Here is a 22,954-nt window from a genome sequence, read left to right on the forward strand (position 1 = left end):
TGTGCGCCCGTGCGCGAACCGCCCGTTCAGACCCCAGATGATTCTCCGCCGCTGTGGGAACAGTGGGCGGCTGGCTTCGTCGTCTTCATGCTGACCGGCGCCCTTATTGCGCCCGTCATCGCGCCGACCCAGGTCGAGACGCCGATCCTGCGGTTCATCTGGTTGCCGGTCTATGCCGTCATCGCCGGCCTGATCGTCTTTCGCTTCGACAAGGTCATCCGCGCCTGGCCCGCTTGGCTGATGATGTTCGCCCTGGTCGCCCTGTGTTTCGTCTCGAAATACTGGTCCATCGACCCCGAGGTCACGGAGCGCCGCGTCATCGCCATGGCGATCAACAGCGCCTTCGCCATCTATCTGGGCGCCCGCTTCCGTGACGACGCCCTGCCGCGCGTCCTGATGTACACCTGTCTGGTGATGGCGATCGGCAGCCTGATCATGGTGTTCGGCTATCCGAAGGTCGGGGTGCACCAGTTCGACAACGCCGGCCTGTGGCGCGGCCTCTGGTACGAGAAGAACCAGATGGGGCTGGTCATGGTGGTGGGCGCCGTCTCCGCCGCAGCGACCCTGGCCGCCGATCATATCGCGGGACGCAGCCATCGGTTCTGGATATGCCTGCTGACATTAGGTTTGACCACGCTCCTGGTCCTCGCCACCCAATCCAAGACATCTCTTCTATGCTGGGGCCTGGGCCTGGGCATGATCGGTGGGTGGTGGGCGTTGAAACAGGGCGGCGCCGTCATCACCGTCATCGGCATCTGGCTTGCCGTCATCATTGCGGCGGGCGCGACCTGGCTGTGGAACTCCGACTCCGCCGCAATCCTGTCAGCGCTGGGCAAGGACCCGTCGCTGACAGGCCGCACACTGATCTGGGAAGCCCTTATGCGAAAGGTCGCCGAGCGCCCTTGGACGGGATACGGCTTCAGCGCCTTCTGGGGCGTGGACTCGATCCCCGCGCGCGAAATCCGCATCGAGACCCAATGGCCCGTCCCCTCCGCCCACAACGGCTGGATCGATCTGCTCGTGCAACTGGGCTGGCCCGGTGCGGTGGCGGTAGGGGCCATCATGGCGCTCTCTGCGATCTTCGTCATCGCGCGCACGAACGGGCTAGGTGCGCGCGAAGGCTATTGGAGCATCGCCTATCTATCCGCCTTCACCGCTTTGAGCCTGTCAGAGAGCGTCCTGCTGACCCACGCTAACCTGCCGTGGATACTGATGTTGGCGATTATGGCCCGCGCCGTGACCTTCGATCCGGCCCCGGTTCGTGCGCCGCTTGCTCGACCGGCCTCACGGGCCTACCAGACCCGGTCCCGAATCGCCTCAGACTATGTGAATGGCCGCCGACCTCTTCGCTTTTGACGACGAACCCGAAGCTCGCAAACCCGAGCCGCCCAAGCCTGTTGCGGTGACCCCGCCTGCGGCTGCGCCCACTGCTGTCTCAACGCCTGCGCCGCCTCCTGGTCAGGCCACGGCCACGACGGCGACCGCCACCGGCTATTCCGCCTCCTCCATCGAGGTGCTGGAAGGCCTGGAGCCCGTTCGCAAACGCCCCGGCATGTATATTGGCGGCACCGATGAGCGCGCCCTGCACCACCTGTTCGCCGAAGTCCTGGATAACGCCATGGACGAGGCGGTGGCCAAACACGCCAAGCTGATCACCGTCGATCTGGACGCCGACGGCTATCTGTCGGTGCGCGACGACGGACGCGGCATCCCGGTCGATCCGCATCCGAAACATCCCGGCAAGTCGGCGCTGGAAGTCGTCATGACCGTCCTCCACTCCGGCGGCAAGTTTTCCGGCAAAGCCTATGAAACCTCAGGTGGTTTGCACGGCGTCGGCGTCTCGGTCGTCAATGCACTGAGCGAAAGCGTCGAGGTCACGGTCTGGCGCGACGGTTTCGAATGGAAACAGGCCTTCAGCCGCGGCCACGTCCTGGCCCCGATCCAGCAGATCGGCCCGTCCAAGAAGCGCGGCACCTTGATCCGCTTCAAGCCCGACGACGAAATCTTCGGTATGGGCGCGGCCTTTAAGCCCGCTCGTCTATTCCGCATGGCGCGGTCAAAGGCCTATCTGTTCCGGGGCGTCGAAATCCGCTGGACCTGCGCTCCGGAGCGGATCACCGACGCCACACCGGCGCAGGCCAGTCTGCACTTCCCCGGCGGCCTCGCCGACGCCTTGATCGACCGCATCGGTCAGATGGAGACAGTCACACCCACCTTCGCCGGCCGCGCCGAGCGCCAAGGCGAAGCGGGCGCCTTCGAATGGGCCGTCACCTGGTCGCCGATCGGCTTTGGTGAATCGGACGGCTTCATCCAGTCCTACTGCAACACCGTCTCCACGCCCGATGGCGGCACGCACGAGGCCGGCTTCCGCGCCGCCTTGGTCAAGGGTCTGAAATCCTACGGCGAACTGACCAATGAGAAGCGCGCCGCGATCATCACGGCCGAGGACGTCATCGCCAACGCCGGGGCCCTTATCAGCGTCTTCATCCGCAATCCCGAATTCCAGGGCCAGACCAAGGACCGTCTGTCCTCGCCCGAGGGGGCGCGCATCGTGGAGCAGCTGCTGCGCGACCCGCTGGACCACTGGCTGACCGAGAGCCCCAAACAGGCCAACGCCCTGCTGGGCTTCGTCGTCGATCGCGCCGAGGACCGGCTACGTCGCCGTAAGGACAAGGAGGTCCAACGCGCCGCCGCCACCCGCAAGCTGCGCTTGCCGGGCAAGCTGTCGGACTGCAGCCGTCAGTCGGCTCAAGGCACCGAACTCTTCATCGTCGAAGGCGATTCGGCCGGCGGCTCGGCCAAACAGGCGCGCGACCGCACCACCCAGGCGATCCTGCCCCTGCGCGGCAAGATCCTGAATGTCGCTTCCGCCACCGCCGACAAGCTGCGCGCCAATGTCGAACTGTCCGATCTGGCCCTGGCCTTGGGCGTCCAGCCCGGCAACCGGTTCAATATCGACGACCTGCGCTACGAGCGGATCGTCATCATGACCGACGCCGACGTGGACGGCGCCCACATCGCGGCCCTGCTGATCACCTTCTTCTATCGCGTCATGCCCGAGACAATTCGCCAGGGCCGGGTCTTCATGGCCCTGCCTCCGCTCTATCGCATCAGCGCCGGCCCCTTGAGCGAATATGCTCGCGACGACGCCCACCGCGACGAGCTGCTGGCGACCGTGTTCAAAGGCAAAAAGACCGAGATCGGCCGGTTCAAGGGCCTCGGCGAAATGATGGCCTCCCAGCTCAAGGAGACCACCATGGATCCCAAGAAGCGCACACTCGCGCGGATCACGGTGCCCGACGCCGAGGCCAGCATCGAAGACCTGGTCGAACGCCTGATGGGCAAGCGCGCCGACGCGCGCTTCCAGTTCATTCAGGAAAACGCTCAGTTCGTGAAAGAAGAACTCGACGTCTAAGGGCCTCGCGGCCCTTCCAACGCACGGCGACGCCTGACAAAAGGGGGCATGCAGACGCCCGCCCCCTCCGCCGCCGTGCTTGACGAACTGAAGGCCGTGCTCGGACCGGGCGGCTGGACCCAGGATCCCGAGGTCATCGCGCCGTCGCTGACCGAATGGCGCAATCGCTGGACGGGCAACACGCCGATCCTGCTGACACCTCGTTCGACGGAAGAGGTTGCGCGCGCTGTGACGATCTGCGCTCGAGAGGGCGTCGCCATCACGCCCCAAGGCGGCGGCACCGGCTTGGTCGGCGGACAGATCCCCTTCGGCGAGGTCCTGCTGTCGACCCGCAAGATGCGCGCCGTCCGCGATGTGACTCCGCTTGACGACGCCATGACGGTCGAAGCCGGCCTGACCCTGCTGGAGGCGCAGCAGGCGGCGACAGCGGCCGGCCGCTATTTCCCGCTCAGTCTTGCAGCCGAGGGCTCAGCTACCATTGGCGGCGTCATCTCCACCAATGCCGGGGGCACCCAGGTTCTTCGCTACGGCATGATGCGCGACCTGGTCTTGGGTCTTGAGGCGGTCATGCCCAACGGCGAAATCTTCCGGGGCCTGAAGCGGCTGCGTAAGGACAACACCGGCTACGACTGGAAACAGCTGCTGATCGGCGCCGAGGGCACATTGGGCGTCGTGACCGCCGCCACGCTGAAACTCTTCCCCATCATGCGCTCGCGCGCCGTAGCGGTGGTTGGGCTGGAAACAGCCGCCGCCTCGGTCGAACTGCTCGCCCGCGCCAAGGCCGAGACGGGCGGCGGGGTGGAGGCCTTCGAACTGATGAAGCGCCTCGGCATGGAACTGGTGCTGAAGAACATTCCCGACACCCGCGAGCCGCTGGACTCGGCGCCCGATTGGTACGTTCTGATCGAGATCGCTTCGGGCACGCCCGGCGGCGCCGAGGCCCAGATGGAGGCGCTGCTCGAGGTTGCCTTCGAGGAAGGCCTGATCACCGACGCCGCCATCGCCCAGAACGACGCACAGCGCGCCGCCTTCTGGCGTCTGCGTGAAGAACATTCGGCGGCCCTCAAGCCCGAGGGCGGCGGCTGGAAACACGACGTCTCCGTCCCCATTAGCCGCATCGCCGATTTCATCGACGAAGCCTCGGCCGCCGTCGAACGCTTCCACCCCGGCGCCCGCATCTCGGTCTTCGGCCATGTCGGCGACGGCAATCTGCACTACGACATTCTGCCGGGCGTCGGTCAGGACATCCCCGCCTTCATCGGCCGCTGGAAGGAAGGCTCGCAAGTGGTTCACGATGTTGTCGGAGCCTACGACGGCTCGATTTCGGCCGAACACGGTCTGGGTCGGCTGAAGACCGAAGAGGTCAAGCGCTACAAGTCCCCGCTCGAGATCGGAACCATGGCCGCCATCCGCCGCGCCATCGATCCCAAGCGCATCATGAACCCGTCAGTTCTGTTCTAGAACTGACGGGCGGGTCGCCTATCTGAACTTCCGCAGGCCTCTTGGGCCTTGACGACCGGTGCCGGCGCGTTTGCCCAGCCAGTCTTTCCAGTCGGGCCAGTTGCGACGACGTCCGCCGCCGTCGGCCCATTCCGGTCCCGTCTCTGCGTTGAAGACGGTGATGTCGGCGAGGCCGCCCTGTTTGAAGCTTTGCAGCTTTACACCCTTGCCACGTCCCATTTCGGGCAATTCAGCGAGAGGGAAGATCAGCGTCTTGATGTTCTCGCCGATGGTCGCAACGTGATCTCCGGTCACCCGCAGCACCGCCAGCATTTCGCCGTTAAGCACCTGCCTGCCGCCGCGCTTCTGGGCCAGGGTATCGTCTTCCGGCGCAATGAAGCCGTATCCGGCCTTCGATGCGATCAGCAATTTGCCGCCCGGCTGATGCGCCAGCACGTTGATGATTTCGGCCTTCTCGTCCAGATCGATCATCAGGCGCAGCGGCTCGCCATGCCCGCGTCCGGACGCCAGCTTGTCCGCGCCTATGGTGAAGATGCGCCCGTCCGACGCCGCCACCAGCAGCTTGTCGGTCGTATAGGCCGGGACGAGGTAGGCGAGTTGGTCGCCTTCCTTGAACTTCAGCTCCGACGGATCCTCGACCTTGCCCTTGGCAGCGCGGATCCAGCCGCGTTCTGACAGGATGACGGTGATCGCTTCGCGCGGAATGAAGGCCTCGGGCGCGACGAAGGCCGAGCTGTCGACGGCCTCGGCGATGGTCGTCCGGCGCGGAGAGATCAAGGCCTTGCGCACCGCCTCCAACTCCTTAGACACTGCCTTCCACTGCTTGCCTTCTGACGACGTCAGCGCCTTCAGGTTGGCAAGTTCCTCCGACAGCGCATTGAATTCCTTTTCAATCGTCATCTCTTCCAGACGCGCCAACTGACGCAGCCGGGTGTCGAGGATGAAGTCGGCCTGAACCTCCGTAAGGCCGAACCTGGCGATCAGGACGGCCTTGGGCTGCTCCTCCTCGCGGACGATACGGATCACCTCATCGAGGTTGAGGAAGACGATGCGCAGGCCATCCAGCAGGTGCAGACGTTTCTCGACCCGCTCGATCCGCCATTGCGAACGACGGTTCAGCACCTCGCGCCGGTGATCCAAGAAGGCGCGCAGGCAGTCTTTCAAGCCCATGACGCGCGGCGTGCCGCTGGCGTCCAGCACGTTCATGTTGATCGGGAAGCGGACCTCCAGATCGGACAGCTTGAACAGGCTTTCCATGAGCATTTCAGGCTCGATGGTGCGGTTCTTGGGCTCTAGGATCAGGCGGATGTCCTCGGCCGATTCGTCGCGCACATCGCCCAGCAGAGGCGCCTTCTTGTGCTCGATCAGGTCCGCCAGCGCCTCGATCAATCGCGACTTCTGCACCTGATAGGGCATTTCGGTGACAATGATACGCCACACGCCGCGCCCCAGATCCTCGGTCTCCCAGCGCGCGCGCAGGCGCACCCCGCCTCTGCCCGTCTCATAGGCGTCCAGGATGGAGGCATGACCTTCAACCGCAACGCCCCCGGTCGGGAAGTCGGGGCCTGGCACATGCTGGACCAGGTCCTCGGTCGTCGCGTCGGGACGCTCCAGCAGTAGTTGGCAGGCGTCGATCAGTTCGCCGACATTGTGCGGCGGGATCGAGGTGGCCATGCCGACCGCGATACCCGACGAGCCATTGGCCAGAAGATTCGGGAAGCCCGCGGGCAGGACGATCGGCTCCTCGTCCTGATCATCGTAGGTGGGCCGGAAATCAACAGCGTCCTGATCAATGCCATCCAGCAGCAGGACGGCGGCGGGCGTCAGCTTGCACTCGGTGTAGCGCATAGCCGCGGCGCTATCGCCGTCGATATTGCCGAAGTTCCCCTGACCGTCGACCAACGGATAACGCTGGGCGAAATCTTGGGCCAGGCGCACCAGGGCCTCATAGATCGAGGCGTCGCCGTGGGGGTGGTATCCGCCCATCACCTCGCCGACCACCTTGGCGCATTTGCGCGCCGCCGCCTGCGGGTTCAGCCGCATCTGATGCATGGCGTAGAGGATGCGTCGGTGCACGGGTTTGAAACCGTCACGCACGTCCGGCAGCGCGCGATTGGTGATGGTCGACAGGGCGTAGGCCAGATAGCGGCGGCTGAGCGCCGTCTCCATCGGCTCGTCGATGATGCGGCCGCCTTCCGGCGGCGGGGCGTGGATCGTCATGGCTCTGCGAATCGGGGATCGGAAGCGGGAAGTCTAGCCCGTAAGACGCCAGATTGGGGGATAAGCGCGTTGGGGAGTCACCAATCCGCTCCGCCGTACGTATGTGAGTGACACACCCTCGTCAGGCCGCGCCATGATCCTGTTCCTGCTGTCCTATCTCGCCGGCGTTCTGACTATCGTCAGTCCCTGCATCCTGCCGGTTCTGCCCTTCGTCTTCGCGCGGGCGGATCGACCGTTCATCCGCAACGGTCTGCCGTTGTTGGTCGGGATGGCCGTGACCTTCGCGGGCGTGGCGACGCTGGCGGCGCTGGGCGGCGGCTGGGCGGTTCGAGCCAATGAGGTCGGGCGCTGGATCGCCCTGGCTGTGATGGCGGTGCTGGGCGTCAGCCTGCTGTTTCCGGCCGTGGGCGATCGCCTGATGCGGCCTTTCGTGGCGGCGGGGTCTTGGCTGACCGATCGCGCCGAGCGCCAGGGCGGCGATCAGGGCGACGTGCGCTCGTCCCTGCTGCTCGGCGTCGCGACAGGACTGCTCTGGGCGCCATGCGCCGGACCCATTCTGGGCGTGATCCTGACGGGCGCAGCGCTGCAGGGCGCAGGCGTGGGAACGACGGTTCTGCTGCTGGCCTATGCAGCAGGCGCAGCGACCTCGCTGGGTCTGGCCCTGTTGGTCGGGGGTCGCGTGTTCAAGGCCATGAAAGGCGCGTTGGGCGTCGGCGAATGGGTGAGGCGCGGCTTGGGCGTGCTGGTGCTGATCGGCGTGGCCATAATCGGTCTGGGTGCGGACACCGGCTTGCTGACCCGCATCTCGGCCGCCAGCACGGGTCGGATTGAACAGGCGCTGCTGGGCGGGATCGGGCGCGGCATGCCGACGAACCAGGCCCCGGCCGATCTGGCCAATCTGCCGGTTGAAGGGGTGATGCCGCCGCTGACCGGGGCGACGACTTGGATCAACACCCCGCCGCTCACGACCGAGCAGCTGAAGGGCAAGGTGGTGGTGGTCGATTTCTGGACCTACTCCTGCATCAACTGCATCCGCTCCATCCCCTACGTCCGCGCCTGGGCCGAGAAGTACAAGGACCAGGGTCTGGTGGTGATCGGCGTGCACACGCCCGAGTTCGCCTTTGAGAAATCCGAGGCCAACGTCCGCCAGAACGTCCAGCGCCTTGGCATCAACTATCCGGTCGCCATGGACAACGAGTTCGCCATCTGGCGGGCGTTCAAGAACCAGTACTGGCCCGCCCACTACTTCATCGACGCCAAGGGCCAAATCCGTCACCACCATTTCGGCGAAGGGGACTATGCGGGCTCCGAACGCGTGATCCAGCAACTTCTGAAGGAAGCGGGCGCCGCGAACGTCGCCAGCAACGTCGCCACAGTCCAGGCTGAGGGCGCAGAGGCCGCCGCCGACATGGCCCGGGTCGAATCGCCGGAGACGTACGTCGGCTATGGCCGCGCCGAGAACTTCCGCTCTCCCGGCGGCCTGGCCAACGACGTGATCAAGGACTATGTCGCCGCGCCGCTGAAACTGAACGATTGGAGCCTGTCGGGCCGGTGGCGCGTGACGCGTGAGCATGCCGACCTGCAGACCGCTGGCGGCCGTATCGCCTTCCGCTTCAAGGCGCGCGATCTCCATCTGGTCATGGGGCCCAGCAAGCTGGGCGCACCCGTCCGATTCCGCGTCCGGATCGATGGCGCGGCGCCGGGCGCGAACGCCGGCAGCGACATCGACGCCCAAGGCCTTGGCCGTGTTGACGGCGAGCGGCTGTACCAACTGGTCCGTCAAACGGGCGCGGTGCGCGAACGGACGTTCGAGATCGAGTTCCCGGATCCCGGCGTTCAGGTCTTCGCCTTCACTTTCGGCTAGAGCCGACCGGCGTCGCCCAGCTTGTCCAGCATCCACACGCGCGCAGGCGGCAGGGGCTTGTTCTGCGGATGGAAGACGAACTGCTCCAGGAAATGCCCCGTCAGGTCGAACCCGGCCCGGACGTCGCCCTCGATCAGACCGGATTGCGCGCCCAGCATGAAGGGCGGCAGGGTCAGCATCTTGTCGGCATAGGGGGCGCCGGCGTCGCGACTGACCGCCCGGCCGGTGCGAGGACTGACGTAGATCAAGTCGTCGGCCGTGCCGGTCGCGGCGCATTTCGACAGGTCCAGGCCGAAGCCCAGATCTTCCAGCAGCCCCGCCTCGAATCGCACGAAAATCGCAGGCCAGACCGCAGGCATTTCGAACGCCGCCATCAGCGCCTCGAACGCAAGAAAGACGCCGGGATGCGGCTCACGCTCCGGCAACGCCCCTTGGGTCACGCCCGCCGCCGCCGCCAGTCCGGTCAGCGCCAAGGCGTCGTCGAACAGGGCGCTGGGCCCCTCGCCTACCGGCTCCAACCGCACAGCGCCGAGGTGATCCGAGGTGCGGGCGCGGTAATCGGCCACGACTCGCGCGCCCGCCTGCAGGAACGGCTTCATCTTGCGTGACGCGCCGCCGGCTACATAAGCAGAGCGCCTGCCGTGGTTCTCGGTCAGCAGATCGACCACGGCGCCCGTATCGCCGTGGCTGCGCGCCGACAGGACGAACGCCTCTTCGTGGAAGTCCATCAGTCCGCCGGATCCTGAGCGATCAGCCCGACCACGCTCTTGGCCTTGTCGTTCGGCACGGTGAAACTGAGCACATATTGCTCGATCTTCCATCCGTCGTTGGTCAGGCGCAGCACGCCTGAGCCTCGCGTCAGTCCGTAGGCGTCGTTATCCAGCAGCTCATCGAACCAGACGATGCAGCGGCAATCGCCCGGCGCCAGGGTCGCCACCCGGTCATGCGGGCGATAGGTCCAGCCTTTCCCTTGCGAGAAATAGGGCGTGGCGTAGGCGCGAAACTCAGCCAGAGACCAGCGCTCGCTCGCATCCGTGCCGATGAACCGGGCGTCAGGCGTGAACAGATCGAAATAGGCGTCGCCGTCCGCGCGCGACGCCGCAGCGTGCATTCGGTCGAGAACGGCGCCGGCCTCGACGACGGGATCGCCCGCAGCCTGCGTCGATGAAGCAAAAAGGACGAGAGCGGCAAGAAGAGCGATCATTGTCCTGTTCTACTCCTGTTCTCCTCGCCGGGAAACCGTCGGACGCCTCAACGCGCCAGCGTCGTCGGAAACTCGTGGCCCAAGGCCTCGGCCATCGCCTGCTGACTGATCAGGAAGACCTGGTCACGAAGGTGATAGTTGTTGGATAGGACGATCACCGTGACGTCCGCATCGGGCTGATAGAGCATCAGGTTGCGGAACCCGCCCCAGCTGCCCGTATGATAGATCTGGCGGTCCTGGAAGCTGGGTCGCACCTGATCGCCCAAGCGATTGGCGAAGATGCCGAAACCCCAGTCCCGACGCGGGTGGCTGCGCTCGTTCGGCGTGGTGTCGGCCGGCGCGTGGTCAGCCAGCATCTGTTGATAGCTGGCGGGGGTCAGCAGGCCGCCGCGGTGCAGCGCCCTTTGCCAGACCAGCAGATCGTCCAGCGTCGAATAGACCGCGCCGGCGCCCGCCACGATAGAGGTGTTGGCGTTCGGCTGGGCCGCCAGACCGCCGGGGAAGTTGGCGTAGCCCATGATGACGCGGTGATCGCCGCCATCGAGATCAAGACCACTATCCTTCATGCCGAGAGGCTTGAAGAAGGTCTCGCGCATATAGGTCTGGAAGGGCTTGCCGCTGGCCTTTTCGACGATGGCGGCGGCCAGATTGAAACCGGCGTTGTCGTACCGGACCGTGGTCCCCGGTTCGAACTGAAGGCCGAAGCGCTTTGAATCTTCCGTCAGTTCGTCCAGCGTCGCCGGCGTCGTGCGGCGCATGCCCCAACCCGGCCGCGCCATCAGATCGGGAATGCCCGAGGTGTGCGACAGCAGGTGGCTGATGCGGATCGCCGCCCAGGCCTGCGGACAGGGCTGAATCCATTTACAGACCGGATCGGAGACGTTCAACTTGCCTTCGTCCTGAAGCTTCAGGATCGCCGTCGCCGTGAACTGTTTGGAGATCGAGGCCAAGCGGAAGCGCGAGCCCAGCGCCAGCGGCTGGTCCTGCTCGTAGTTGGCCTTGCCATAGACCTGACGGAACAACACCCGGTCGCCCTTGGCCACCAGAACCGCGCCCATAAAGCGGCCTGAAGCAGCTTCGCGATCCAGGCGCGCCGCCAGTTGCGGCAGGCCCTGAACCACGACCACGGGGGGACGTGGCGGCGCATCGGCGCGCTCGGTGGCCAGTTCCACATCGGTCTTGGGGGCCACGGCCGTGGCGATGCCGCCCCAGACCGCGCCGCCAAGGATCAGCGCCCCAAGGACGCCTAGAACGAGCCGAGGATGACCCCCGGCGGTACGCGGCACATCAAACACAGGAACTCAGACGTCGAAATCCAGACCGAACTGGGCATAGAGGGCGCGGCTGTCCTGCCACTTCGGATCGACCTTGACGGTCAGGAAGAGGTGGACCTGACGGCCGAGGATTTCGTTCAGCTCCTCGCGCGCCTTCTGGCCGATCCATTTCAGGGTCTGGCCGCCCTTGCCCAGCACGATGGGCCGCTGGCTCTCGCGCTCGACATAGATGGTCTGTTCGATCCGGGCCGAACCGTCGGCGCGGTCCTCGAAACTCGTGGTCTCGACCGCCGCCGAATAGGGCAGCTCCTCATGGACGCGCAGATAGACCTTCTCGCGCGTGATCTCTGCCGCAAGAACCCGCACCGGCACATCAGCGGCCTGATCCTCGGGATACAGCCACGGCCCCTTGGGCATGGACAGAGCCAGACGCTGCTTCAAATCCTCGACGCCGTCGCCATTGGCGGCCGAGATCATATAGACCTCGGAATAGACGCCGCTTTCGAACAGCTTCTGCGACAGCGCCAGCAGGGTGTCGCGGCGCATGCCGTCGATCTTGTTCAGCGCCAGAACAACCTTGGTCCCGGTGGCCTGCAGGTTGGCGATGATGGTCTCGGTGTCCTCGGCCGAGCGACGATCGGCCGCCGTGCCCTCTCGGCCTTCGGCGTTGATGTGCGACTGGGCGTCAATCAGGTGAACGACGATGTCCGCATCTTCTGCTCCGCCCCAGGCTGAAGCGACCATGGCTCGGTCCAGGCGACGACGCGGCGTGAAGATGCCGGGCGTGTCCACCAGCACGATCTGGGCGTCGCCTTCCATGGCGATGCCGCGCACCGGAAAGCGCGTCGTCTGCACCTTTTGCGTGACGATCGAGACCTTGGACCCGGTCAGCCGGTTCACCAGCGTGGACTTGCCGGCGTTGGGTGCGCCGATGATGGCGGCAAAGCCTGCGCGCTGGTTTTCGATATCGGTCAAATGACGCCTTCACGTTTGAGGAGAGCCGTTGCGGCCGCCTTCTCCGCCTCCTGACGCGAACGCCCTTGCGCGGTCAAGGGCAGCACGTCCTGCACGGACACTTCGACGGTGAATGTGGGCGCATGATCCGAACCCGTCCGATCGGCGACACGATAGGTCGGCAGCGGCCTGCCCTGCCCCTGTGCCCATTCCTGAAGCGCCGATTTGGGATTGGTCACGGTGCGGGACGGCGGCGCCGACAGTTCTTCGGACCAGGCCCGTTCGAACACGGCCTTGGCGGCATCCAGCCCGCCGTCCAGAAAGACGGCCGCCAGTATGGCCTCGACCGCATCGGCGATCACGCCGGCCTTGCGGCGCCCGCCAGTCTTGGTCTCGCCGGGCGAGAGCCGCAGCGCCGGCCCGACACCCAGGGCTTCGCCCACGCGGGCGCAGGCGCCCTTGTCGACCAGGGCGTGCAGGCTAGACGACAGCTGGCCCTCGTCCGCCGTCGGAAACTGAGCCGACAGGCGCTCGGCCACCAGCAGACCCAAAACCCGGTCGCCCAGAAACTCCAGACGCTCGTTGTCGCGTGGACCGTGGATGCCGACCGGCGCGCCCTCGCCCACGCTGGCGTGTGTCAGGGCTCGCTCGAGCAGGGCCTTGTCCTTGAACCTGTGTCCAAGGCGCGTTTCCAGCGCCGCGACCGCTTCGGCTCTCAGATTAGCCATCAATGGAGGACGTTGAAGAACCGGTTCAGCCGCACGTTGAACCAACTGACCGGGTTCCACAGCGACGAACCGGGCTTCCACGAGAACAGGATGATCTGCGCCTTGCCGACCAGGTTCTCGGCCGGGACCATGCCCACGCCGCTGGACTGTTCGACACGGCTGTCGATCGAGTTGTCGCGGTTGTCGCCCATCATGAAGTAGTGACCGGCCGGGACTTCATAGACCGGAGTGTCGTCCAGATCGTTTCCGGGACCGAAGTCCTGGGTCATGAAGCTCTTGCCTTCCGGCAGGGTCTCGCGGACCTCGGTCACAGGACGCGGACCGAAGATGTCGTTGATCTCCTGCTCGCTGACCACGACGTCCTGCACCGGCTTGTCGTTGATATACAGCTTGTTGGCGATCATCTGGATGCGGTCGCCGGGCAGGCCGATCACGCGCTTGATGAAGTCGGTCTTGTTGTCACGCGGCAGCTTGAACACGACGATGTCGCCGCGCTTGGGCGCCGAACCCATGATCCGGCCGTCGAACAGCGGCGGGCTGAACGGAATCGAGTGCTTGGAGAAGCCGTAAGACCACTTCGAGACGACGATATAGTCGCCTTCGTACAGGTTCGGCTCCATCGAGGCCGAAGGGATGGTGAAGGGCTGGAACAGGAAGATGCGCAGCACCATCGCAATCAGCAGGGCGAAGACGATGGTCTTGAAGATTTCGCCGGTCTCGCTGGCCGCCGAGGTCGCCTTGTCGCCGCCCTTGGGCGTCTTGGCGTAGACCTTCTGGTTCGCCGTCGTGGGCTCCTGCACCGACTTGATCGGAGCGTCCGCTTCCGAGGCCGCAAATCGTTCTTCGGGCGTGGCGTCGCGATTGGCGTCGTCGGGCTTTTGGTCTTCGCTCATGCGATCAGGCATCCTCGCCGCGTCCGCGCGGTCATCGCGCACGCCTATAACCTGATTACGACTGCGGCAAGGCTTCGATCACCACGAAGGCGAGCGCATAGGGATGTTCGTCGCTCAGCGTCAGGTGGATTTTCGCCTCGTGTCCGGGCGGCGTCAAACGCGCCAGATGCTCAGCCGCGTGGCCGGTCAGCGCCATCGTCGGCTGACCCGAACGCAGGTTCACCACCCCCATGTCGCGCCAATAGACATCGGCGCGCATCCCGGTGCCCAAAGCCTTGGCGCAGGCCTCCTTGGCGGCGAACCGTTTGGCGTAGCTCCAGGCCGGGTCGGGCTTCCGATCCGAGCGGGTGCGCTCCAACTCGGTGAAGCAGCGCGTCTTGAAGCGTTCCCCGAACCGATCAAGAGACGCGTGGATGCGACGGATATCCGACAGATCTGCGCCTACGCCGATGATCATTTGGCCGCATCCATCGCGGCCCGCATCTGGCGGATCACGCCGTCCAGACCGATGAAGATCGAGTCGCCGATCAGGAAGTGGCCGATGTTCAGCTCGCGGATTTCCGGGATCGCCAGCATGCGCGGGGCCGTGTCGTAATCCAGCCCGTGGCCTGCATGGACCTCAAGGCCTAGGATGTCGGCTTGGGCGGCGGCGGCGGCGAGGCGTTCGAACTCGACCTCCCGCTCTGCCGGATCGGTCAGGTGGCAGTAGCGACCGGTGTGGAACTCGACCACCTGCGCGCCGACGACGGCGGCGGCCTCGACCTGCGCTTCGGTCGGTTCGATGAAGAGCGAGACCCTGATGCCAGCGTCCGCCAGCGCCTTGACCACAGGCGCGATCCATCCTTCGTGACCCGCGACCGCCAGACCGCCTTCGGTCGTGACCTCCTCGCGCCGCTCGGGCACCAGACAGGCGGCGTGCGGCCGGTGGCGCAGAGCGATGGCCAGCATCTCGTCCGTCACCGCCATTTCCAGATTCAGCGGCTTGCCGGCGCGGGCGCACAGGGCGCTCAACACATCGATGTCGGCGTCGGTGATGTGTCGGCGGTCTTCGCGCAGGTGGGCGGTGATGCCGTCGGCCCCGGCCGCCAGCGCCGCCTCGGCCGCGCGCGCAGGATCGGGATGCGTCCCTCCCCGCGCGTTTCGCACCGTGGCGACGTGGTCGATGTTGACGCCCAGCCTGACCCGTTCACGCATAGCTCTACTTCGCCAATCTGCGGCTGCCGGGATCTTCCACCGGAACCGCGGCCAGTTCAGGCGGAAGAGCGTCGGCTGGGTAAGCGGGCACGTCCAGCGACGCCAGGGCGATCAGTGGCACGCCCACATCCGCCTTGCCGCCCGAGCGATCGACGATACAGGCGGCGGCGACCACCTCGCCCCCGGCGGCCTGGATGGCGGCGATGCATTCGCGCGACGACAGCCCGGTCGTGACGATATCCTCGACCATGACGACCTTTTCGCCCGGCTCGACCGAGAAGCCGCGACGCAGTTTGAAATCCCCGCCCTCGCGCTCGACATACATCGAACGGACCTTCAGGTGTTTGGCCGTCTCGTAACCGGGGATGATGCCGCCTACAGCCGGCGAGATGGCGACATCGACCGGGCCGACCGTGTCGACGATCTTTTCGGCCAAGGCCTTGCACAGCCGCTCGCATCGCGCGCCATCCATGAAGACCAAGTTCTTCTGCAGGAAGACCGGGCTGTGCAGACCCGACGACAGGACGAAATGGCCTTCGCGCAGGGCGCCGGCGTCGCGAAACTCGTTGAGGACGTCTTCAGTGTTCATGACAGGGTTCTAGACCCGGATCGCGCGCGGATGAACCCTGCGGCGACGCTTCATTCGATGTTTTCGTTCGGCCGCAGCCCGCGCGCGAGCAGTTCGGCCCAGACGCCCTCCGCGTCCTCGGCAAAACCGATCAGGTCCAGGTCGGAGGCGGCGATCATTCCGTGCTCGACCAAGGCGTCGAAACCGATCACCGAGGTCCAGTAGGCCTTGTCCACCAGAACGACTGGAACCGGCGGCGCCTTCTTCGTCTGGCGCAAAGTCAGCATCTCGAACATCTCGTCGAAGGTGCCGAAGCCGCCGGGAAACACCACCAGCGCATTCGCGCGCATCGCCAGATGCATCTTCCTCATCGCGAAATAATGGAAGCGGAATGTCAGCTCCGGGGTCGAATAGGCGTTCGGCTCCTGCTCATGCGGCAGGGTAATGTTGAAACCGACCGACGGCGCGCCGGCGTCCACAGACCCGCGGTTGGCTGCCTCCATGATCCCCGGGCCGCCGCCGGTGGCGATGACATTGTCACGGGGTTCGCCGACGCGCCCTCGCAAGGCTCCGCCGCGCTCGGACGCCAGTCGACCAAAGGCGCGGGCCTCTTCATACCAACGGTGCCCTTCGCGAATACGCGCGCTGCCGAAGACGACGAGGGTCGAGCGCACGCCCCAGGCCCTCAACGCCTCCTCGGGCTTGGCGTATTCCATCAAGAACCGCACGCCGCGCATCGAATCGCCCAGCAGGAAGTCCTGATCCATCGCCGCCATGCGATAGGACGGCGAGGCCATCTGCGCCGCGTTCGGCTTTATCGGATCGCTCATTCGCCGCGCGCGCGCTCGACGGAATCGACCGACGGATTGGCCCTCAGCGCCGCCATGATCATTGTCGCATGCTTGGCGTCTTCGACCTCGACGTCCACGTCCACGTCGAAGAAGTCCTGCTGACGGTGCGCCATCGACAGATTGATGATGTTGCCGCCAGCCTCGCCGATCAGGGTCGTGACCTGACCCAGAACGCCCGGCGCATTGCGGATCGTCGCGCGAATGCGGGCGGCGGCGACCGCGTCCGTTTCGGCCTGAGGCGTCCATTGCAGGTCATGCCAGACCGAATCGTCATCGGCGAAGGCGGCCAGGGTCTGGCAATCAATGGTGTGGACGGTCAGGCCAGATTCCGGCTCCAGAATGCCCACGATCCGGTCGCCCGGCACGGGCGTGCAGCATTGTCCGAAATGAACCGACACGCCGGGCGTCAGCCCGCCGCCGCGCACGAACAGCCGCGCCTTCTCGCCCTCAATGCGCTGCTTCTCGGGCCCGGCCTTCAGCCGTCCCTTCAGCGCGGGGAACAGGATTTCGGCCGCCGTCGTCGGCGACAACCGCCCGCGTCCCAGGCCTTCGAACAGATCGTCGTCGCTCGCGACCGCCAGCAGTTCCAGAACCGGCTTCAGCGACACGTCTGTCAGGGTCTTGTCGACCCGGCCCAGGGTTTGATCCAGCGCGACGCGGCCCAGCTTGATGAACTCTTCGCGCTCAGAGGTGCGGATATGGCGGCGAATGGCGGAGCGCGCGCGGCCCGTGACCGTCAGACTGCGCCAGTCGGCAGGCACTTCCCGCTTCGAGCCACGGATGATCTCGACCACGTCGCCGTTCTGGAGCGGCGTCCGCATGGGCTTCAACTCGCCATTGACCTTGACCCCGACGGCCGTGTCCCCGACCTCGGTGTGGACGGCATAGGCGAAGTCCAGAGGCATTCCCCCGCGCGGCAGGGTGACCAGTTGCCCCTTCGGCGTGAAGACGAAAACCTGGTCCAGATACATTTCCAGCTTGGCGTGCTCGACCCAGTCCTCGCCGCCCTCGCCGTGCTCGATCACCTGAACCAAGTGTCGCAGGTTCTGAAGCGGGTCACGCCCGCCGCCCTGTTCCATCGCCTCGCGGTCGAAGCCGTAGGAATGGTTCTTGTAACGCCAGTGGGCGGCGACCCCGTCCTCGGCGATCCGGTCCATGTCCTCGGTGCGGATTTGCATCTCGATCCGCAGGCCCCGGGGGCCGACGACGGTCGTGTGCAACGAGCGATAGTTGTTCGACTTAGGCGTCGAGATGAAATCCTTGAACCGCTCGGGCACCATCGGCCATTCGCGGTGGATCACACCCAGCGCGCGGTAGCAGTCGTCCTCCGCCTCGACGATGACGCGGAAGCCGTAAATGTCCGACAGGGACGAAAAGCCGACCGACTTGCGCTGAAGTTTGCGCCAGATCGAATAGGGCGTCTTCTGCCGGCCATAGACATTGGCCTTCAGGCCCGCCTCGGACAGAACGCGCTCAACCTCGCTCGCCACGCCGTCGATGGCGCGACCGTGCTCCAGCTTCAACGCCTCCAGCCGCCGCTCGATGGCGGTCTTGGCCGTTGGATTCAGATGGGTGAAAGCCAGCTCTTCCAGCTCGGACGCGATCGAGTGGATACCGATCGACCGGCCCAGGGGCGCATAGACTTCTAGCGTTTCGCGGCTGATCCGCTCGCGCTTCTCCGGCTTCACGAACTGGAGCGTGCGCATATTGTGCAAGCGGTCGGCCAGCTTGACCAGCAGCACCCGCACGTCACGGCTGATGGCCAGGATGAACTTGCGCAGGTTCTCGGCCTGGCGCGTGTGTTCAGCCTGAAGCTCCAGCCGCGACAGCTTGGTCACGCCCTCGACCAGAACCGCGACCTCTTCACCGAACATGCCGGCGATGTCGTCGCGCGTCGCGGTCGTGTCCTCTACCACGTCATGCAGCAGGGCGGTGACGATGGTGGCGGTGTCGAGCTTATAGTCGGTCAGTATCCCCGCGACCTGGATCGGGTGGGCGAAATAGGGATCGCCAGAGGCTCGCAACTGCGAGCCGTGCATCTTCATCGCATAGACGTAGGCGCGGTTGAGAAGCGCTTCGTCGGCGGTGGGATCGTAGGCCTTGACGGCCTCGATCAGCTCGAACTGACGCAGGATCGGCGCGCGCTTGGGCTGCGGCGCCGGATCGACGAGCGCCGTCTGGGGGTCGTTTTTGTTTGCAGCTGGGGGCGCCGGCGGAACCGTCTCGGTCCGCGCCGGCAGGATAGTGACGCCAGGGGCTCCTTCGGGCGTCAGTACCGCTCCTCCTGACCGCCGTCGCGGTCGCTTTGAAGAGCGCGGATCAGTTCCGCCTCGGCCATGTTCATGTGCTGCGGCGAGGCCAGCAGAGCGACCGTTTCGGCCTCATCCTCGGCTTCCGTCCGCTCATCGACGCGTTGCAGCGTGGTGATGATGGTCTCGCGCAGTTCGTCCGGCACGACGGTGTCGTCGGCGATCTCGCGCAGGGCGACGACAGGGTTCTTGTCGTTGTCGCGGTCGATCGTCAGGGCGGCGCCGTTGGCGATGCTGCGGGCGCGGTGGCCAGCCATCAGCACCAGACCAAAGCGGTTCGGAACTTTCTCGATGCAGTCTTCGACGGTGACGCGGGCCATGAAATTCCTCGAACGCGGGGGAGAACCGCGTCAAATACAGATGAGGACGGCTTTTTGCAACGCCACAGGGGCGGAAGTTGGGCGTCAGTCGGTACGACGCGCCAAAGGGTAGGCGATGATCAGCACCAGATCGTCCTCGCCCACCTGCTGAATACCGACGTTGCCGCCATCGTAAAGATAGGCTGTGTCGCCGGCCTTTATCCGGGTCGTCACGCCGTCCGTGGTGACATCTCCTTAGCCGCTGACGACATGATAGACCTCGTCGTGCGCGATGACGTGCAGGCCGATAGACGATCCTGGATGCATGATGCGCTTTCTGAACTCCATCGATCGGTTCGGCGCCATGCCCGAAATTCGATAGGCCGTGCTCATTCCCGTGCCGTTGTGCGGCGGCGGCTGGCGCACCATTGTGTCCGCCTCATGAATCACCAGACCCACGCCCATCGGCGGTGAAGCTGGCTCAGGGTGCAACTCCTGAACTGACGTTGACAAAAGCACGGCGGCGAAGGCGAGGCTGAGCATGATATGTCTCCCGGTGTCAGCCGGATCAGCTCACGAACAGCTGCCTACTTCAATGGGTGCGCATCGCGACCGACCGACGCGGCTTGGCCTAGATTTTCGGCGCTCGCGCGCTTGGTAGGATGCACCCAATTTGGCGCGATCTCGGCGATGGGGCCCATGACGAACTGGCGCTCGGCCGCGCGGGGATGGGGCAGGATCAACCCCTGCAGATCACCGCTCAATCGTCCGTAGGCGATCAGGTCCAGATCCAGCGTCCGCGGCGCATTGCGAACCGACCGCTCGCGGCCGAACGCATCCTCGATCCGGCCGAGCGCCGCCATCAGCGAATGCGGATCATGGTCGGTGCGGACGATCACCACGCCATTCAGAAAGGCGGGATCGTGCGGATCGGGCCAGGCCATTGATGACCACCACGACGAGCGTGCGACGACATCAATCCCTTCGCTGCGAAAACGTGCGAGCGCCGCCTCCAGCGCTTCGGTGCAGGAAGACCATGCCCCCTTGTCATTGCAGCCCAGGGCCACGATGACTGCGTCATTCAGGTCGAACCCGTCATCGATTCCGACGGCGACCGCGCGATCCGATTTTTCATCTCTTTCGACGGCTTCGACCATGTTCCATCCCACCGACCGGCTGGCGATCTTCATCGACGGCTCGAACCTCTACTCCGCCGCCCGCGCCCTGCAGCACGACATGGACTTCCGGCGGATGCTGGACTGGTTCCGCGAGAGGTCCATCCTGACCCGCGCATACTACTATACGGCCGTGGTCGAGGGCGAAGAATTCTCGCCGGTTAAGCCGCTGGTCGACTGGCTCGACTACAACGGCTTTTCGGTCGTCACCAAGCCGGTGAAGCGGTTCACGGACAATAGCGGCCACAGCCGGATCAAGGGCAATATGGACATCGAGATCGCGGTGGACATGCTGGAGCTGGCTCCGCACATCGACCATGCGGTGCTGTTCTCCGGCGACGGCGACTTCCGGCGGGTGGTTCAGGCGATCCAGGCTAGGGGCGTGAGGGTCACGGTCATCTCGACCCAAAAGACCCAGCCGCCGCATATCGCCGACGAACTGCGTCGTCAGGCCGACGCCTTCCTCGATCTGAACGATCTGATGGCCGACTTCGGCCGCCCGAAGGCCGCCCAATGACCTTGACGCCCGAACCGCCCCGCGACTGCCCCCTGTGCCCTCGCCTGGTCGCCTATCGTCAGGAGAATGCGCGTCAGAATCCAGACTGGTGGAACGGGCCGGCCGCCTCGTTCGGCGATCCGAACGCGCGTCTGCTAATCGCCGGCCTCGCGCCCGGCCGTACCGGCGCCAACCGGACGGGACGTCCCTTCACCGGCGATCACGCCGGCTGGCTGCTGTACGACACCCTGAAGAAGGCCGGCTTTGCGCACGGCCATTACGATCCCAACGGCGACGATGACCTGACGCTGACGGACTGCATGATCACCAATGCGGTCCGATGCGCCCCGCCCGGGAACAAGCCTCTGCCGATCGAGGAGACGACCTGCCGTCCCTTCCTGATCGACCGGCTCAAACTGCTGCCGAATCTGAAGGTGATCGTGACCCTGGGCGACGTCTCGCGCCGCAATATCCTGAAAGCCTTCGGGCGGCCTGCGTCAGCGATGCCGGCGGGTCACGGGGCGCAGGGCGAAGCCGGCGGATACGTCATTCTAAACAGCTATCACTGCTCCCGGTTGAACACGAACACCGGTCGCCTGACGCCGCAGATGTTCGAGGACATCTTCGCGCGCGCCCGAACCCTGATCGAGGCCTGAACCTCAGCCCTTGTCACGCATCAGGCGCGCCTTGTCGCGCTGCCAGTCGCGTTCGGCCGAAGCCTCGCGCTTGTCGTGCAGCTTCTTGCCCTTGGCCAGCGCGATCTCCAGCTTCGCCTTGCCTGCATCGTTCAGGTAGAGCTTCAGCGGAATGATGGTCTGACCGTCGCGCTGGACCGCCCCCATCAGCTTGTCGATCTGCTTTCTGTGCAGCAGCAGCTTACGCGGTCGGCGCGGCTCGTGGTTGAAGCGGTTTGCCTGTTTGTATGGCGGAATATCGGCGTTGATCAGCACGATCTCGCGCCCCTCCACCGCCGCATAGCTTTCGGCGATATTGGCCCGGCCGTCGCGCAGCGCCTTGATCTCGGTGCCCAGCAGCTGGATCCCGGCCTCGATATTGTCTTCTAGGAAATAGTCGAACCGCGCGCGGCGATTTTCGGCGATGACCTTGGATTTCGATTGCGGCTTGGGCGCCATCAGATGACGCCCGCCGCCGCCATGGCGCGGTCGATAAGGGGTTTGACCGCATCGGAGGTCGGCGACAGCGGCAGACGCGCCTCCTCATTGCACAAGCCAAGCTTAGCCAGGGCGTATTTCGTCGGCGCGGGCGAGTTGTCCAGGAACAGCGCCTTGCAAAGACTGATCAGTCGGTCCTGCCAATCCCGTGCTGTGGCATAATCTCCGGCGGTCATCGCATTGTGCAAGGCGACCATGGCCTCCGGCGCGACATTGGACGCCACCGAGATCAGGCCGACGCCGCCATGGGCGTGGTAGCCGAGATAGCTGGGGTCGTCGCCCGAGATCAAGTCGAACTGGCCATCGATGTTTGCGCGCATCCAGCTGACGCGGCTCATGTCGCCCGTGGCGTCCTTGATGCCGACGATGTTGGGGTGGGCCGCCAGCCGCGCCACTGTCTCATTGGACAAATCGGCCCCCGTGCGGCCCGGCACATTGTAAAGCAGGATCGGCAGTTGAACCGCGTCGGCCACCGATTCGAAATGGGCTGCCATGCCCGCCTGGGACGGGCGAATGTAATAGGGCGTCACGATCAAAGCCCCATCCGCGCCCACCGTCTTGGCGTGGCGGGTCAGGTCGATGGCCTCCTTGGTATAAGGCGATCCGGTACCGGCGATGACGGCGATGCGCCCGGCCGTCAGACGCACGCACAGTTCTATGACGTGCTTGTGCTCATCCAGATCCATGCTGGCGCCCTCGCCCGTCGTGCCCATCGGGACGACGCCGTGAACCCCTGCGGCGATCTGACGCTCGAGCAGTTTGGCGAATGCGGCTTCGTCCACGTTTCCGTCACGAAGTGGTGTGATCAGGGCGGTGATCACGCCCTTGAACAAGGGGGCGTTCATGAGACTAAGCTGGCCTGCGTGGGGAGTGACGA

The 22,954-nt window shown here is 65.2% G+C and carries 24 protein-coding genes; 6 read left to right on the forward strand and 18 right to left on the reverse strand.

The window, feature by feature from the left end; translation table 11 throughout:
* Positions 1-9: 9 nt before the first annotated feature.
* The 3 genes from E4341_RS09240 to E4341_RS09250 are packed head-to-tail and all read left to right on the forward strand — an operon-like array spanning position 10 to position 4,876.
* On the forward strand, positions 10-1,356 hold the full coding sequence (locus E4341_RS09240; RefSeq protein ID WP_165116784.1) for an O-antigen ligase: 1,347 nt from the start codon (positions 10-12) through the stop codon (positions 1,354-1,356).
* Positions 1,331-3,415, forward strand: coding sequence for a DNA topoisomerase IV subunit B (locus E4341_RS09245; RefSeq protein ID WP_165116786.1), 2,085 nt, complete (start codon positions 1,331-1,333; stop codon positions 3,413-3,415). Before E4341_RS09240 ends, E4341_RS09245 begins: the two co-directional genes overlap by 26 nt.
* A gap of 48 nt (positions 3,416-3,463) precedes the next feature.
* A complete protein-coding gene (locus E4341_RS09250; protein ID WP_165116788.1) occupies positions 3,464-4,876 on the forward strand; it encodes an FAD-binding oxidoreductase in 1,413 nt (470 codons plus the stop codon).
* An 18-nt stretch (positions 4,877-4,894) separates the two neighbouring features.
* On the opposite strand, the gene parC is transcribed toward E4341_RS09250, so the two are convergent.
* Entirely contained in the window at positions 4,895-7,096 is a 2,202-nt protein-coding gene (gene parC / locus E4341_RS09255; protein ID WP_165116790.1) for a DNA topoisomerase IV subunit A, read from the reverse strand.
* A 133-nt stretch (positions 7,097-7,229) separates the two neighbouring features.
* On the opposite strand from parC, the gene E4341_RS09260 reads away from it, so the two are divergent.
* A complete protein-coding gene (locus E4341_RS09260; protein ID WP_165116792.1) occupies positions 7,230-8,960 on the forward strand; it encodes a cytochrome c biogenesis protein DipZ in 1,731 nt (576 codons plus the stop codon).
* On the opposite strand, the gene recO is transcribed toward E4341_RS09260, so the two are convergent.
* The 15 genes from recO to folK form a co-directional block, all read right to left on the reverse strand.
* On the reverse strand, positions 8,957-9,688 hold the full coding sequence (gene recO / locus E4341_RS09265; RefSeq protein WP_039245096.1) for a DNA repair protein RecO: 732 nt from the start codon (positions 9,686-9,688) through the stop codon (positions 8,957-8,959). The genes E4341_RS09260 and recO overlap by 4 nt on opposite strands.
* Positions 9,688-10,164: a nuclear transport factor 2 family protein gene (locus tag E4341_RS09270; RefSeq protein WP_165116794.1), complete on the reverse strand. Its 477-nt coding sequence runs from the start codon at positions 10,162-10,164 to the stop codon at positions 9,688-9,690. The genes recO and E4341_RS09270 overlap by 1 nt, the downstream gene beginning before the upstream one ends.
* Positions 10,165-10,211: 47 nt before the next feature.
* Positions 10,212-11,450, reverse strand: a complete 1,239-nt coding sequence (locus tag E4341_RS09275; protein WP_240893518.1) for a beta-lactamase family protein — start codon at positions 11,448-11,450, stop codon at positions 10,212-10,214.
* A gap of 15 nt (positions 11,451-11,465) precedes the next feature.
* Entirely contained in the window at positions 11,466-12,413 is a 948-nt protein-coding gene (gene era, locus E4341_RS09280) for a GTPase Era (protein ID WP_017503839.1), read from the reverse strand.
* Positions 12,410-13,120, reverse strand: a complete 711-nt coding sequence (gene rnc / locus E4341_RS09285) for a ribonuclease III (RefSeq protein WP_165116798.1) — start codon at positions 13,118-13,120, stop codon at positions 12,410-12,412. Before rnc ends, era begins: the two co-directional genes overlap by 4 nt.
* Entirely contained in the window at positions 13,120-14,013 is an 894-nt protein-coding gene (lepB, locus tag E4341_RS09290; protein ID WP_165116800.1) for a signal peptidase I, read from the reverse strand. Before lepB ends, rnc begins: the two co-directional genes overlap by 1 nt.
* Before the next feature lie 55 nt (positions 14,014-14,068).
* Entirely contained in the window at positions 14,069-14,470 is a 402-nt protein-coding gene (acpS, locus tag E4341_RS09295) for a holo-ACP synthase (RefSeq protein ID WP_165116802.1), read from the reverse strand.
* Positions 14,467-15,207, reverse strand: coding sequence for a pyridoxine 5'-phosphate synthase (locus E4341_RS09300; RefSeq protein ID WP_165116804.1), 741 nt, complete (start codon positions 15,205-15,207; stop codon positions 14,467-14,469). Before E4341_RS09300 ends, acpS begins: the two co-directional genes overlap by 4 nt.
* 4 nt (positions 15,208-15,211) lie before the next feature.
* Positions 15,212-15,796 (reverse strand): orotate phosphoribosyltransferase, encoded by a 585-nt coding sequence (gene pyrE / locus E4341_RS09305; RefSeq protein WP_165116806.1) that lies wholly within the window; start codon positions 15,794-15,796, stop codon positions 15,212-15,214.
* 50 nt (positions 15,797-15,846) lie between these two features.
* Positions 15,847-16,605, reverse strand: coding sequence for a TIGR00730 family Rossman fold protein (locus E4341_RS09310; RefSeq protein WP_165116808.1), 759 nt, complete (start codon positions 16,603-16,605; stop codon positions 15,847-15,849).
* Entirely contained in the window at positions 16,602-18,671 is a 2,070-nt protein-coding gene (locus tag E4341_RS09315) for a bifunctional (p)ppGpp synthetase/guanosine-3',5'-bis(diphosphate) 3'-pyrophosphohydrolase (RefSeq protein ID WP_370458445.1), read from the reverse strand. Before E4341_RS09315 ends, E4341_RS09310 begins: the two co-directional genes overlap by 4 nt.
* A 224-nt stretch (positions 18,672-18,895) precedes the next feature.
* Entirely contained in the window at positions 18,896-19,255 is a 360-nt protein-coding gene (rpoZ, locus tag E4341_RS09320) for a DNA-directed RNA polymerase subunit omega (RefSeq protein WP_017504892.1), read from the reverse strand.
* Between the two features lie 84 nt (positions 19,256-19,339).
* Positions 19,340-19,468: a hypothetical protein gene (locus E4341_RS15680; protein ID WP_255491209.1), complete on the reverse strand. Its 129-nt coding sequence runs from the start codon at positions 19,466-19,468 to the stop codon at positions 19,340-19,342.
* Between the two features lie 21 nt (positions 19,469-19,489).
* Positions 19,490-19,777: a hypothetical protein gene (locus E4341_RS09325; RefSeq protein WP_240893519.1), complete on the reverse strand. Its 288-nt coding sequence runs from the start codon at positions 19,775-19,777 to the stop codon at positions 19,490-19,492.
* A gap of 44 nt (positions 19,778-19,821) precedes the next feature.
* Positions 19,822-20,424: a 2-amino-4-hydroxy-6-hydroxymethyldihydropteridine diphosphokinase gene (gene folK, locus E4341_RS09330; protein ID WP_240893520.1), complete on the reverse strand. Its 603-nt coding sequence runs from the start codon at positions 20,422-20,424 to the stop codon at positions 19,822-19,824.
* Here folK and E4341_RS09335 point away from each other — a divergent pair.
* Both E4341_RS09335 and E4341_RS09340 read left to right on the forward strand, forming a co-directional pair.
* A complete protein-coding gene (locus E4341_RS09335) occupies positions 20,390-20,926 on the forward strand; it encodes an NYN domain-containing protein (protein ID WP_017504890.1) in 537 nt (178 codons plus the stop codon). The two genes, folK and E4341_RS09335, sit on opposite strands and share 35 nt — an antisense overlap.
* Positions 20,923-21,561: a uracil-DNA glycosylase gene (locus E4341_RS09340; RefSeq protein WP_165116810.1), complete on the forward strand. Its 639-nt coding sequence runs from the start codon at positions 20,923-20,925 to the stop codon at positions 21,559-21,561. Before E4341_RS09335 ends, E4341_RS09340 begins: the two co-directional genes overlap by 4 nt.
* Positions 21,562-21,564: 3 nt before the next feature.
* Here the strand turns inward: E4341_RS09340 and smpB are convergent, their stop codons facing one another.
* Positions 21,565-22,038, reverse strand: a complete 474-nt coding sequence (gene smpB / locus E4341_RS09345; RefSeq protein ID WP_055809902.1) for an SsrA-binding protein SmpB — start codon at positions 22,036-22,038, stop codon at positions 21,565-21,567.
* Entirely contained in the window at positions 22,038-22,922 is an 885-nt protein-coding gene (dapA, locus tag E4341_RS09350) for a 4-hydroxy-tetrahydrodipicolinate synthase (RefSeq protein WP_165116812.1), read from the reverse strand. The genes smpB and dapA overlap by 1 nt, the downstream gene beginning before the upstream one ends.
* Between the last annotated feature and the right edge of the window lie 32 nt (positions 22,923-22,954).

Origin of the sequence: Brevundimonas sp. 'scallop' (genome assembly GCF_011045535.1) — a bacterium.
Taxonomy (GTDB): domain Bacteria; phylum Pseudomonadota; class Alphaproteobacteria; order Caulobacterales; family Caulobacteraceae; genus Brevundimonas; species Brevundimonas vesicularis.